This window comes from Streptomyces sp. NPDC057271 (assembly GCF_042668715.1).
GTDB lineage: Bacteria > Actinomycetota > Actinomycetes > Streptomycetales > Streptomycetaceae > Streptomyces.
The window spans coordinates 19036-31813 of the sequence record NZ_JBHUYJ010000011.1; the positions used below are offsets into that span (position 1 = coordinate 19036).

The window sequence follows — 12778 nt, forward strand, 5'->3', positions numbered from 1 at the left end:
GGCTCATGCGCCCGACTCCGCCTCCCGGACCGCCGATCACCTTCACGGCGCGTCTGCACGATGCCCGTACCGCGACCGCGATCGGCCGCCTGCTCGGGCTCGCCGTCGTCGTCTGTTTCGCGACCGGCGTGCTCAGCCACTACCTCCAGCACCCGCCCATCTGGCTCGCCGACCGGCTGCCGAGCCGTCCCTCCTGGGGCTACCGGCTCACCCAGGGGCTGCACGTGGCCTCCGGCATCGCCGCGATCCCGCTGCTGCTGGCCAAGTTGTGGGCGGTCTACCCCCGACTCTTCACGTGGCCTCCGGTCCGGTCGGTCCGGCACGCGCTGGAACGCCTCTCGGTGGCCGTGCTCGTCGCCGCGGGGATCTTCGAGCTGTTCACCGGGCTGCTGAACACCTTCCAGTGGTACCCCTGGCCGTTCTCCTTCGTACCCGTCCACTACGCCGTCGGCTGGCTCCTGGTGGGAGCGCTGCTGCTCCACGTCGCCGTGCAATGGCCGCGGATCCGTGACCACTTCAACCGCCGCTCACCCGGCACCCTCGCCCTCCCCGCCGCCGACGGACCGGACCGCCGTCAGCTGCTGGCGGCCGTCGCGGCCGGGGTGGGCGCCGTCACGCTGACGACCGTCGGCCAGTCCGTCACCGCGCTCGGACCCCTGGAGCTGTTCGGCCCGCGCAGTCCGGACCACGGGCCACAGGGACTGCCGGTCAACCGCACGGCCGCCGCGGCACGCGTCACCACGGCGTCGCTGACCGACTGGCGGCTGACCGTCGCCGGGCCGCGCCCGTACAGCCTCACTCTGGAGGAACTGCGCGCGATGCCGCAGCACGAGGTGACGCTGCCCATCGCATGCGTGGAAGGGTGGAGCAAGTCCGCCCGCTGGACGGGGGTACGGGTGCGCGACCTGCTGAACCGGGCGGGCGGCGGCCCGGGGGCACGGTGCCGGGTGGTGTCACTGGAGGCGGCGGGCGCGTACCGGGTGATGGAGATGGGCCGCACGTACGCCCAGGACCCGCTCACCCTGCTGGCGTTGGGCCTGAACGGCGAGGTCCTGTCCCTGGACCACGGCTACCCGGCGCGGATCATCGCCCCGAACCGGCCCGGAGTGCTCCAGACCAAGTGGGTCGGCCGACTGGAGGTGCTGTGATGGCGTACCGGTACGTGCTGGGCGGCTGTGGGATCGTCCTGATGACCTTCGGCGGCTCCCTGCTGCTGGAGCAACCCGAGCCGTGGCGGGTCGGCGTGTGGCTCGTAGGCGGGGTCCTCGCGCACGACGGGCTGATCGCACCACTCGTCTTCGCGCTCGCCGCGCTCGCCGCGGCGGCGGGTCTGCGGCTGCGCGGTGTGCCGCGCGCCGCGCTGATCGTCGCAGGCTCGCTGACGGCCATCGCCCTGCCGCCGCTCCTGCGCCCTGGGCGCGTGGCCAACGCGACGGTTCTGCCACTGGACTACGCACGGAACTGGCTGCTCGCGATGGCGGCCGTCGCCGCGATCACTGTCGCGTACGTCGGGGTGCGCGCATGCCTGCGACGGGCGGCTCGGCGGCGGTGAGCCGGGGGCTGTGGAGAAGGGGGCCGCGTCTCCGGCGTCGGCCCCCTCCACGTCGCGTCGTCAGCGGCGTAGGCCCACGAAGCCGCGGCCCGCGGCCTGCCAGGTGAGGGTGCGGGTCCAGCCGGCCTCCGGGGCCTCGGCGCACAGGGCCCGCGTGCCGAGCCGGGCCCACCGGAAGGGTGCCCCGCGGCCGCCGCGGCCGTCGTCGACGTGGACCTCGCGTTCGTCGACCTCGGTGGTGGCCACCTCGACCTCCAGGGAGTGTCGTCAAAGTAGCGTCGTCCGGCCGACGGGCAGACGGGACTCTGACGACACGACCTAGGGGGCACCGGCGGGACAGCCGTTCCCACCAGGCCGGCCCTACGGCTGCCGGGCGAGCCCGGCCTCCCGCAGGGCCGGGCCTTCCGCGCCGCCGGTGAGCTCGGCCATCCCGTCGGCGAACGGCACTGTCGGGCGCCAGCCCAGTTCGCGGCGCAGCCGCCCGGAGTCCGCGGTGATGTGCCGCACGTCGCCCAGCCGGTACTCGCCGGTGACGACCGGGTCCGGGCCTCCGCACGCGGAGGCCAGCGCCCGGGCCATGTCGCCGACGGTCCTCGGATCGCCGCTGCCGACGTTGTACGCGGCGAAGCACGGTCCGTCCGCCAGAGCCTCCAGCGCCACCACGTTGGCCGAGGCCACGTCCCGTACGTGGACGAAGTCCCGGCGCTGTCCGCCGTCTTCGAAGACGCGCGGCGACTCGCCGCGCGCGAGCGCGGAACGGAACAGGGCGGCCACGCCCGCGTACGGGGTGTCGCGGGGCATCCCCGGCCCGTAGACGTTGTGGTAGCGCAGCGAGATCACGCGTCCGTCGATCGCCCGGGCCCACGAGGACGCGAGGTGCTCCTGAGCGAGCTTGGTGGCGGCGTAGACGTTCCGCGGGTCCATCGGCGCGTCCTCGGCGACCAGACCGGGTGCCAGGTCGGCGCCGCAGTCAGGACAGCGCGGCTCGAACCGACCGGCCTTCAGATCGGCCTCGGCACGGGGCCCTGGCCGGATCACGCCGTGCGCGGCACACTCGTACCGCCCCTCGCCGTAGACGACCATCGACCCGGCGAGCAGCAGCCCTCGTACGCCCGCCTCCGCCATCTCGGCCAGCAGCACCGCCGTACCGAGGTCGTTGACCGACACGTACCCCGGTGCGTCCCCGAAGTCCTTCCCCAGGCCCACCTTGGCCGCCTGGTGACAGACCGCGTCGACCCCGGCGAGGGCCTTCCGCACGGCGACGGGATCCCGTACGTCCCGCCCGTCCTCCGTCATGTCGAAGAGCAGCGGGTCGTGCCCCCGTCCGATCAGCTCGGCGACGATACGCGAGCCGATGAAGCCCGCTCCTCCAGTCACAAGTACGCGCATGACCCGAAGCTATGCCGCCCCGGCCCCCGCGAGGTGTCCGGACGGCCGCGCGTCACGGATCCGTAAGAGGATCCTCGGCCTTCCTGAGGCTTCGCTTGGCGAGTGAGCGCTTGCGTGGGCGGCTGCAGCGTCCGGTGCCGCAGCCTGGTGAGCCGGAAGGGGTCTACTCGAATTCGCCGGCCTGAACGCCAACATGGCGGGCACGTCCGGTGAGCGACGATCAAGCTGTTGTCAGAGGCTGACCCTAAGGTCGGCCCTATGACAGCAGACCTGGTCCAGGGCTCATGGACTCGCATCGACGCGTGGCTGCGCGAGCACGCGCCCCGCACTTTCGCCACGCTTCGGCCGCCCGCGGGAGACGAGGAGATCGCGGCGGCGCAGGAGGAACTGGGTGTCACCTTTCCTCCGGACCTGGTCGCTTCACTCCTCCGGCACAACGGGGCGCTGGAGGGACCTGAGGCTTTCCGGTTCAGTACGGGCGACCGGCTGCTCGGAGTGAGCGGGATCCTCGGGGATACCGCGTTCATGCGCGGCATCGACCAAGGCGTCGACGGGGAGGCCGAGGACTACTGGCTTCGCGGCTACGTGAAGTTCGGTTCCCATGACGTGACGTCGGACGGTCTCCTGATGGATTGCCGTACCGAGCGGGACTCCTTCGGTGCGATCGGACGGTTCTTCGACGAGACCGGCACCAGTTTTGGGCAGGCCCACTCGCTGGGTGGGTATCTGGCCGAACTGGCCGACATGCTTGAGCACGGCCAGGACGCTGGTGTCGTCACGTTCAACGGCCGACTGTTCTGGGAGGGGCCTCTGCCTGCCAGGCCGGAGTACAGGGCCGACGAGCCCCTTCCCGCACCGGATGAGAAGCTGCCAGAGCTGGACCTGTCCCACAGTCCCACCGACCTCCTCCACGTGAGCCACCTGGACGGACACGAGGAACTCGGTGCACTGATCGCGATCCTGCCGTATGAGCGGGTGGTCGATGCCGCGCGGAAGCAGCTGCGCAGACTGGCGGTCGAAACGGGGCTGTACAACTACCCGGAGGTCAAGGCAGCCCTGGACGCGTGGGAGCGGGGTGCGGCCCTACCGCGGCCGGACCGGACCGACCCGCTCGCCCTGCGACTCCGCGCGGTGCTGGCGCAGGCCGACACCAGCCGAGACCACACTCGTAGGTGGGCCGCGGAGAAGATAGCCCTCGGGATCTGGGGGTCCCCCTACAGGTCCGTGTGCGAGAGCGCGGACATCCGAAGTCACTTCACTCTCGACTGGCGTGCGGATCTGCATGCGGACCTGGGCAATCCGCCACTGCCATCGATACCTGACGACCGATTCTGGGGAACCCTGGGCAATCCCGCCATCGACTCCAGTTGGTACGCGGCTCAGTACACCGGAGATCAGGACTGACACCAGAGGGTTTCGGTTCCGCGTGAGCGCTTCATGTGGCGGTTGTCGCCCCATGAAGCGCTCAGCGGAGGTGATGGATCGTGAAGCGCAACGAGCGAGGTCTGAGGGCATCCGGAGCGGGACCGGCCACGACGGTCCCGCTCCACCTCCACGGCCCTGTGGACCTCGGCTTCAAGGGCCGTCAACGGCCCTGTGGACCGCGGCTCCGAGGACCGTCAACAGCCCTTCCCGTCCGCGGAGGCCCGATCGCCGAGCGGGGCGGCGGAGCGCGTCCTGCGAGGGGCTACTTCTTGGGCAGCCACGCCTTCCAGGTGGACTCGTTCTCCTCGACCCACTTCTCGGCCGCCTTCTCCGGGCTCATCTTGTCGGCGGCGACGTACTTGGCGACGAGGTTCTGCTGCTCGGTCGTCCACTTGAAGTTCTTCAGGAACCGCGCCGCCTCGCTGTCCTCCTTCGCGAAATCGGCGTTCATCCACTTCTTCAACGGCACGTCGGGGTAGGCGCAGGCGACGGCCTTCTTGTCCGCGTCACAGCCCTCCGCGTACGGCGGCAGCTTCACCTCGACCAGGTCCATGGTCGCGTTCATCCACTGCGGGGTCCACCAGTAGGTGAGGAAGGGCTTCTTGTTCTTGTACAGCTGCTCGAGCTGCGCCAGGTGCGTGGCCTCGGCACCCGCCTCGATCGGCTTGTAGTTCAGACCGAGGTTCTTGATCAGGGCGTTGTCGTGCGAGACGTAGGACGGGTCGCCCTTGATGAACTGGCCCTTGTCGCCGCTCTCCGGGGTCTTGAAGAGGCCGGCGTACTTGTTGAGGTTCTTGTGGTCCGTGATGTCAGGCTTCTCGTCCGCCAGGTACTTCGGGACGAACCAGCCGATGTGGCCCGTCACGCCCAGCTCGCCGGCCGAGACGACGGACTTGTTGCCCTGGACGTAGCGCTTCTCCTCCTGGGGATGGCCCCAGTCCTCCAGGATCGCGTCGATCTTGCCCTGACTCATCGCGTCCCAGGCGGGGGTCTCGTCCATCTGCTGCGTCTTGACCTTGTACCCGAGCTCGTGCTCCAGGAGGTACGCCGCGACGGCCGTGTTGACCTCGGCGCCGACCCAGGAGGGCGTGTGCAGGCTGACGGTCTTGGTGTCGCCGCCGCCGGTGTCGGCGGCGGCGCACGCGTTGACGGTGAGCAGGGCGAGTACGCCCGCCGCCGCGAGTCCGGCCCGGCGACCACGCGTCCGGGCGTGCGTGCGGATGTCGGTGGGGGTGTGCGTGGTCATGGTGGACTGCCTTTCGTAGGGGTGGGTGGGGGGAAGCGCGGGCCGGGAGCGGCCGGTGTCGGTCAGTGCCGGGCGGGGGCGGACGCGGCTCCGGCGGCCGGCTGGGTCAGTTTGTCCAGGGCCAGACCGAGGCAGACGATGCCCGCGCCGGCGATCAGGCCGGTGCCGAGCTCACCCGCGGTGAGGCCCTTGACCACGTCGAAGCCCAGCGCTCCGCCGCCGACCAGGCCGCCGATGACGACGACCGCGAGGACGAGTACGACGCCCTGGTTGGCGGCGACCAGCAGCGCCGGGCGGGCGAGCGGCCACTGCACGTCGCGGATCTGCTGCCAGGTGGTGGCGCCCAGCGAGCGGGACACCTCCATGGTGGCCGGGCTCACCTGCCTGAGCCCTTGGGTGGTGACCCGCACCACGGCGGGCAGGGCGTACACGGCCGCCGCGGTGATCGCGGCGACCCGGCCGGCGTTGAAGAGCTGGACGACCGGGATCAGGTAGATGAACTGCGGCAGCGTCTGCATGGCGTCGAACACCGGCCGCAGCAGGCGTTCGACCGTCCGGACGCGGGCTGCGAGGGTGCCGATGGCGAAGCCCAGCACCAGGGTGAGGGCGACGGCGACCAGGACCTGGGACAGGGTGTAGAGGGACTTGTCCCAGATGCCCAGGACGCCGGTGCAGGACAGGGCGAGTACGGCGGTCAGCGCGCCGCGCCAGGTGCCGACCAGCCAGGCGATCACGCCGGCCAGGAGCAGCAGGGACCACCACGGCAGTGCCTGGAGCCCGGTGTCGAGCGGGTTGAGCACCCAGGTGGTGACGCTGCCCGCCCAGACCGAGGTGCCTCCGAGGACCGGGACGTCCTGGTAGGCGGCGCCGACCAGCCAGTCCACGGCGGTGTTCAACGGGGCGGCGATGTCCACGGTCAGCGCTTCGGGCCAGCCGGCTGCCAGACGGGGGCCCACCAGCAGGCCGGCGGTCGCCAGTGCGAGGGCGAACCCTGTGCTCCGGCGGCCGACCGGGCTGCCGGTACGGGCCCCGGCCGCCGCGGTCGTCCGGTCCAGCCAGACGGCGATGAGCACGATGGCCAGGCCGGCGGTGAGGCCCTGGCCGAAGTCCCGGGTCTTCAGGGCCTGGTAGACGCTCTCACCGAGACCGCCGGCGCCCACGACGGAGGCGATGACCACCATGGACAGGGCCATCATGATGGTCTGGTTCAGGCCGAGGAGGAGTTGGGGGCGGGCCACGGGCAGCTGTGCCGTCCACAGCCGCTGCCACCGGGTCGAGCCCAACGACCGGGAAGCCTCCAGAACCCCGGGGTCCGCGCCGCGCAGGCCCAGGGCGGTCATCCGGACCATGGGGGGAGCGGCGTAGATCACCGTGGTGATCAGCGCTGACGGAGTGCCGATGCCGAAGATCAGGACGAGTGGCAGCAGATAGGCGAAGGACGGCAGCACCTGCATGGTGTTCAGCACCGGGGCCAGGACCCGCTGGGCGGTGTCGGAGAGCCCGCCGGCCAGGCCGAGCAGCAGCCCGAGCAGGGACGCGGCGGCGACGGACACCAGCATCAGGGCGAGTGTCTCGGTCGCCTGCTCCCACAGCCCCAGCAGGCCGCAGCCGGCCAGGGAGCCGAGGGCGACGAGGGCCGGGCCCCTGCCTCTGCGGCCACCTCCGCCCGCGCACCAGGCGAGCGCCGTGGCGACGGCGAGCACACCGGCCCAGCCGACCGAGGCGAGCAGGCCGTGGACCCAGGCGACCGAGTCGGTGGCCGCGTTGGACAGGTGCAGGAGGAAGTAGAGGAAGACGGGGTGGCTGTCGCGGTTGTCGACCACCCAGTCGGCGAAGGAGTCCAGCGCGGGGATCAGGTCCACGCGCAGCGCCTGCGGCCAGCCGCCGTCCGCGAGCAGCGAGGCGGTGGGCAGCAGCAGGGTGAGGAGCAGGAGGACCACCGGGGCGGAGGGCCTGGAGAGTCGCCGGGTGCGACGGGGCGGGGGTGTCTCGCCGCCGTCCCGGGTGCGGTCGTCGGCGGCGCGTGGGCTGGAGGTGGTGGTGCTCATGCGGTCACCGCGTCCGTGGCCTGATCCGGGTCCGCGTCCGCTGCCGGCCCGGTGACCGGGTCGCCGTCGCTGGGCGCCAGTCCGGCCACCACGGCGAGCAGTCGCGCGTGGTCCACGACACCGAGCACCCTGCCGTCGGACACGACCCGGGCCGGTACCCCGTCGCGGGCCACGGCGGCGATTCCCTCGGCGACCGTGGCGTCCGGGCTGAGCACCGCACCTCGGTCGGCCTCGCCGGCGGCGGCCGGGCGCATCGCCCGGGACACCGGCACGATCTGCTCGCGCGGAACGTCGCGTACGAAGTCCCGGACGTAGTCGTCGGCCGGGCGGGTGACGATCTCCTCCGGTGTGCCGAGCTGTACGACGGCGCCGTCGCGCATGAGCGCGATCCGGTCACCCAGCCTGAGCGCCTCCGCGAGGTCGTGGGTGATGAACACCATGGTCCGGGCCTCCTCCCGGTGCAGCCGGGCCACCTCCTCCTGCATGTCGCGGCGGATCAGCGGGTCGAGGGCGCTGAACGGCTCGTCGAACAGCAGGACTTCGGGGTCGGTCGCGAGCGCGCGGGCCAGGCCCACCCGCTGCTGCTGCCCACCGGAGAGCTGGTTCGGCCGGCGTTCCTCCAGGCCGGCGAGGCCGACCTTCGCGACGACCTCGCGGGCCCGTGCCCGGCGTTCGGCCTTCGGCACGCCCTGGATCTCCAGCCCGTACGCCACGTTGTCCAGCACAGTGCGGTGCGGGAGCAGGCCGAAGTGCTGGAAGACCATCGCGGCGCGGTGCCTGCGCAGGTCGCGCAGCCGAGCCGGATCCATGGCCAGCACGTCCTCGCCGTCCATGGCGAGTTCACCGGAGGTGGGCTCGACGAGCCGGGTCAGACAGCGCACCAGCGTGGACTTGCCGGACCCGGACAGGCCCATGACCACGAACACCTCGCCCCTGCGGACGTCGAAGGAGACGTCCCGGACGGCTGCGGTGCAGCCGGTCCGCTCGCGGAGCTCGGCCGGGGACAGCGAGGCGTACCGGGGGTCCCCGGGCACGCGTTCGGCCTTCGGCCCGAAGACCTTCCACAGGCCGCGTACCGAGAAGACAGGATCGTGACCGTCCATCAGACGTCCTCCTTCCTGGCGGCGTTCGGCACAAGCGTGCCCGCGTACTCTTCGCCCGCCACCGGGACGGCGTCCGTGTGGATGGTCGTTCGTATCAACAAGAGCCAAGTGACTTTCTTCTACGGGTGGGTTGGCGCCGGTGTGCCGACGCGCCCGGGCTGCCCGTCGCGGACGGCGATGCCTGCACATGACGGGTCCGTACGGTCCGGGGTGAGCTCAGCGCAGCGCCCGGAAGGCGGTCCGTGGACGACGGAGGCGCGGCGCGGACCGCCGGTGCGACGCGGCAGGTGTCGGGGTGTCGTAACGGGAACACCCGCGCCGGGGCCGCCCGCCGGTGATCGGCCGGAGTGCGGGAAGTGGTCATGCGGGCCGAAGTTACCCAGCAGAAAATGAAATCGCACGAGGCGAAAGGGGTTGTGCCGGTCATGTTCGGGTGCTACCGCCCGAGCCGCCCTTGAGGGCCGGAGAGTGGCGAGGGTCACGCGAATTAAGGACAAACGGCGTGAGGCCATGACTAATGCACGACATGTAACGAAGGTGCAACACCTTTGCACCATGCCACGTTTGAGATGTGAACGTTATGCCATCGTCGGCAACTCGCTGGTTTGACCGGTCCGGGAATGGTTACCGGGGCAGTCGTCCTGCCGCGCGTCCTGCGGCGGCAGTGCCCCGTCGTCGCCGACCGGGGCGGCCGTCTGGTGTCCGCCGCCCGACCCGGCGCCGTCGGGGGCGGCGATGGCCGCCCGGCCACGGTCGTGGGAGGCCTCGCGGACCCCGGCGGGGCCGCCGTACGCGTGGTGTTCGGCGGCTCGCGGTGATCGGGCGGGGCGCCCCGCGCGGGCGCGAACGAGGGCCGCCCCGGCCTCGAGTCAGGCTGACCCGTCGGCAGCCTGGCCGGGGGCCGGGGCGAGGTGCGGGAAGTGCCGCACCGGGCAGGTGGGGATCACGCCTCGCGGGAACCCTCGTACATCCCCTCGATGACCTCGGCGTACTCGCGTTCCACGACAGGCCGCTTGACCTTGAGGCTCGGGGTGAGTTCGCCGTGCTCGACGTCGAGGTCGCGCGGGAGCAGCGAGAACTTCTTGATGGTCTGCCACCGTTGCAGACCGCCGTTGACCCGCTGGACGAATCCGTCGACGAGCTCGCGGACCTGCGGCGACGAGACCACCTCGGCATAGCTGCGGCGGCCGAGGTCATGGGACGCCGCCCACGGCATGATCACGGTCTCGTCCAGAGTGATCAGGGCGCTGCAGAAGTTGCGGCCGTCACCGATGACCAGGATGTTGCTGACGAACGGGCAGACAGCCTTGAACCGGCCTTCGATCTCGGTGGGCGCCACGTACTTGCCGCCCGACGTCTTGAACACGTCCTTCTTGCGGTCGGTGATCCGGACGAAGCCGTCCTTGTCCATCTCGCCGATGTCGCCGGTGCGCAGCCAGCCATCGCTCTCCAGCACCTCCGCGGTCTTCTCGGGGAGGTTGTGGTAGCCGCGCATGATGCCGGGGCCCCGCAACAGGATCTCGCCGTCATCGGCGATGCGGACCTCGGTACCGGGCAGGGGCGTGCCGACCGTGCCGATCCGGTTGTCGTCGGCGGGGTTGACGATGCAGCCCGCACTGGTCTCGGTCAGACCGTAGCCCTCGAGGACGGGCACGCCCGCGCCGGAGAAGAAGTAGCCGATATCGGGTGCGAGTGCGGCACTGCCCGAAACGCTGCCGCGCAGATTGCCTCCGAAGGCTGCTCGGATCTTGCCGTACACCAGCCTGTCGGCGATCGCGTGCTGCAACGCGAGCGACCGAGGCACGCTCCGTCGCCCGGTTGCCGCCATGCTCTCCTGTCCGGCCCTGGCGTGGTCGCGGGCGACCTTCGCCGCCCAGAGGAAGATCGTGTACGTGGCGCCGCCCTCGGCTCTCGCCCTTCCCGCGATGCCGTTGTAGACCTTCTCGAAGATCCGCGGAGCCGAGGCCATCACGGTGGGGCGCACGGCGGGCAGGTTGGTGATGATGCGGTCGACCCGCCCGTCCACCGCCATCACGTGCCCGGTCCTGATCTGACCGGAGATCAGGGCCTTGCCGAAGACGTGGGACAGCGGCAGCCACAGGAACTGCACGTCGTCGGAGCGCAGCAGTCCGGCGGCCTCCTGCGCCACGGCCTGGTACGACCAGCAGTCGTGCACCAGGCGCACGCCCTTCGGCCGGCCGGTCGTGCCGGAGGTGTAGATCAGTGTGGCGAGCTGCTCCCGCCCTATGGCTCGGACCGTCTTCTCGACTGCGTCCGGCTGCTCTTCGAGGTACCTCAGGCCACGCTTCTCCAACTCGGCGAGAGACAGCACCTCCAGCCCTTCCACCTGTGGGATGTCCACCTGAGGGTCGAAGAGGATCGCGTGGACCAGCTCGGGCAGGCGTTCGGTGTGGGCGGCCACCTTGGCCAGCTGGGCGGCGTCCTCGACGAAGATCGCCCGGGTGCCGGAGTCGGAGAGGATGTACACCGTCTCGTCGGCATCGGTGCCGGGGTAGACGGCGGTGGTGGCGGCCCCCGCGCACATCGCGCCCAGGTCGGCCAAGATCCACTCCACCCGGGTGGATGACGAGATCGCCACCCTTTCCTCGGGCCGCAGCCCGAGGGCGAGCAGGCCGGCCGCGATCGCCCTGACGCGCTTGCCGGTCTGCGCCCATGTCAGCATGCGCCACTGCTCGGTGCCGGGAGCGCCGTCGGCGGCCGGCACGGGGTGGCGATAGGCCTCCTGGTCGGGCGTGGCCTCGACTCTCGAAAGGAAGAGGTGCGCCACGGAAGCCGGGCGGTTCTCAAGAAGGGACTGCGCGGAACTCACATCGGCCTCCGGGCCCGGTGCACTCGTCGACGACCTGTTGACTGGTGGGTGACTCACAAGCGGCGATGCAGACTGGAGAGACGGTCGCCGATGGGCAGGGAACCGCGACCGCCGTTCCTCCACTCATGCGGGGATCCCCGTCAGAGGGTGATCACGAGTTTGCCCCGGACCTGGCCGGTCTTGCTGGTCCGGTGTGCTTCGGCCGCCCTGTGCAGGGGCAGGACGTCCTGGACCTCGACATGGACGGCCCCGCTGTCGATCAGCGCGCCGATGCGGTGAAGTGCCTCGCCGTCCGGGGTGACGATCACGCGCTGCCCCGCGATCCCCGGCACGCGGTACGCCTCGTCGATGGGTTCCGGCAGGGTGATGAGGGCCCCGCCCGGTCGCAGCAGCCGCCATGACTCCTGCTGGGTCCGGCCGCCGACGGTGTCGATGACGGCGTCGACCGGTTCGATGGTGTGCAGGCCGTCCGAGGTGCGGTCCACAGGTTCGTCGACACCGAGTCGACGCAGGAAGTCGAGATTGCGCGGTGACGCGGTGGCCGTGACGTGTGCCCCGCGGGCTTTGGCGAGCTGCACGGCGAAGTGACCGACCCCGCCCGCGCCGGCGTGCACCAGAACGCGCTGCCCTGAGGCCACGTGTGCGGCGTCGAGGGACTGCCAGGCGGTCAGGGCCGCCAGCGGAACGGCCGCGGCCTGGGCGAACGACAGGCCGACGGGCTTGGGTGCCAGCGCCGAAGCCGGCAGGACGGCGAACTCCTGGTAGGCGCCGCCGCGCGGCAGGGGCAGCATGCCGTACACCTCGTCACCGACGGCTGGACCGTCCGCGGTCGGCGTGGCGACGACCTCTCCTGCCACATCCCAGCCCAGTGCCAGCGGGAACGGGCCGTCCGTGCCGAGCGCACCTTCACGGAACTTCCAGTCGACGGGGTTGACCCCGGCTGCCCGAACCCTCACCAGGACCTCTCCGGCTGCGGGGGCCGGTACGGGTTGGTCGGACAGTTCCAGGACGCTTTCATCGCCGTAACGGGAGAAGACCACTGCACGCACAGGTGCTCCTGAGAAATCGGAAACGAGCCGTTCAGCCATGACGGCGACGGTGGTGTGCGGGGCGCACTGGGCCAACCGTGGGCCAGGAAGGGTCTCCCGACCATTACCCCGTGAGTACCGGTCTGCGCAGGGAGGG

Annotated in this window: 11 protein-coding genes; 4 read left to right on the forward strand and 7 right to left on the reverse strand. The window is 71.1% G+C overall.

The genetic code is table 11. The annotated features are described in order from the left end of the window. Positions 1-5 precede the first annotated feature (5 nt). A complete protein-coding gene (locus ACFUJR_RS08040; RefSeq protein WP_383165090.1) occupies positions 6-1148 on the forward strand; it encodes a molybdopterin-dependent oxidoreductase in 1143 nt (380 codons plus the stop codon). After that, positions 1148-1552, forward strand: a complete 405-nt coding sequence (locus ACFUJR_RS08045; RefSeq protein WP_383165088.1) for a hypothetical protein — start codon at positions 1148-1150, stop codon at positions 1550-1552. Before ACFUJR_RS08040 ends, ACFUJR_RS08045 begins: the two co-directional genes overlap by 1 nt. A 60-nt stretch (positions 1553-1612) precedes the next feature. Here the strand turns inward: ACFUJR_RS08045 and ACFUJR_RS08050 are convergent, their stop codons facing one another. Both ACFUJR_RS08050 and ACFUJR_RS08055 read right to left on the reverse strand, forming a co-directional pair. Continuing rightward, on the reverse strand, positions 1613-1798 hold the full coding sequence (locus ACFUJR_RS08050) for a hypothetical protein (protein ID WP_383165085.1): 186 nt from the start codon (positions 1796-1798) through the stop codon (positions 1613-1615). Between the two features lie 114 nt (positions 1799-1912). Continuing rightward, on the reverse strand, positions 1913-2941 hold the full coding sequence (locus tag ACFUJR_RS08055; protein ID WP_383165082.1) for an NAD-dependent epimerase/dehydratase family protein: 1029 nt from the start codon (positions 2939-2941) through the stop codon (positions 1913-1915). 258 nt (positions 2942-3199) lie between these two features. Between ACFUJR_RS08055 and ACFUJR_RS08060 the strand changes: the two genes are divergently transcribed. Further along, the gene (locus ACFUJR_RS08060; protein WP_383165079.1) at positions 3200-4345 is read left to right on the forward strand and encodes an SMI1/KNR4 family protein; all 1146 of its coding nucleotides are present in this window, start codon (positions 3200-3202) and stop codon (positions 4343-4345) included. A gap of 283 nt (positions 4346-4628) precedes the next feature. Here the strand turns inward: ACFUJR_RS08060 and ACFUJR_RS08065 are convergent, their stop codons facing one another. From ACFUJR_RS08065 to ACFUJR_RS08075, 3 genes are all read right to left on the reverse strand, one after another. Further along, entirely contained in the window at positions 4629-5612 is a 984-nt protein-coding gene (locus ACFUJR_RS08065; protein WP_383165076.1) for an ABC transporter substrate-binding protein, read from the reverse strand. A gap of 62 nt (positions 5613-5674) precedes the next feature. Further along, positions 5675-7660, reverse strand: coding sequence for an ABC transporter permease (locus ACFUJR_RS08070; RefSeq protein WP_383165073.1), 1986 nt, complete (start codon positions 7658-7660; stop codon positions 5675-5677). After that, positions 7657-8763 (reverse strand): glycine betaine/L-proline ABC transporter ATP-binding protein, encoded by a 1107-nt coding sequence (locus tag ACFUJR_RS08075; RefSeq protein WP_383165070.1) that lies wholly within the window; start codon positions 8761-8763, stop codon positions 7657-7659. Before ACFUJR_RS08075 ends, ACFUJR_RS08070 begins: the two co-directional genes overlap by 4 nt. A gap of 620 nt (positions 8764-9383) precedes the next feature. Between ACFUJR_RS08075 and ACFUJR_RS08080 the strand changes: the two genes are divergently transcribed. Further along, a complete protein-coding gene (locus ACFUJR_RS08080; protein ID WP_383165066.1) occupies positions 9384-9581 on the forward strand; it encodes a hypothetical protein in 198 nt (65 codons plus the stop codon). Positions 9582-9706: 125 nt separating this feature from the next. Here ACFUJR_RS08080 and ACFUJR_RS08085 read toward each other — a convergent pair whose 3' ends face one another. Then, entirely contained in the window at positions 9707-11593 is a 1887-nt protein-coding gene (locus ACFUJR_RS08085) for an AMP-dependent synthetase/ligase (protein WP_383165064.1), read from the reverse strand. Between the two features lie 140 nt (positions 11594-11733). Beyond that, positions 11734-12633, reverse strand: coding sequence for an NADP-dependent oxidoreductase (locus ACFUJR_RS08090; RefSeq protein WP_383165159.1), 900 nt, complete (start codon positions 12631-12633; stop codon positions 11734-11736). Between the last annotated feature and the right edge of the window lie 145 nt (positions 12634-12778).

Coding starts and splice junctions, on each gene's coding strand:
- ACFUJR_RS08040 (WP_383165090.1), top strand. CDS start 6: ATGCGCCCGACTCCGCCTCCCGGACCGCCGATCACCTTCACGGCGCGT.
- ACFUJR_RS08045 (WP_383165088.1), top strand. CDS start 1,148: ATGGCGTACCGGTACGTGCTGGGCGGCTGTGGGATCGTCCTGATGACC.
- ACFUJR_RS08055 (WP_383165082.1), bottom strand. CDS start 2,941: ATGCGCGTACTTGTGACTGGAGGAGCGGGCTTCATCGGCTCGCGTATC.
- ACFUJR_RS08060 (WP_383165079.1), top strand. CDS start 3,200: ATGACAGCAGACCTGGTCCAGGGCTCATGGACTCGCATCGACGCGTGG.
- ACFUJR_RS08065 (WP_383165076.1), bottom strand. CDS start 5,612: ATGACCACGCACACCCCCACCGACATCCGCACGCACGCCCGGACGCGT.
- ACFUJR_RS08070 (WP_383165073.1), bottom strand. CDS start 7,660: ATGAGCACCACCACCTCCAGCCCACGCGCCGCCGACGACCGCACCCGG.
- ACFUJR_RS08075 (WP_383165070.1), bottom strand. CDS start 8,763: ATGGACGGTCACGATCCTGTCTTCTCGGTACGCGGCCTGTGGAAGGTC.
- ACFUJR_RS08080 (WP_383165066.1), top strand. CDS start 9,384: ATGGTTACCGGGGCAGTCGTCCTGCCGCGCGTCCTGCGGCGGCAGTGC.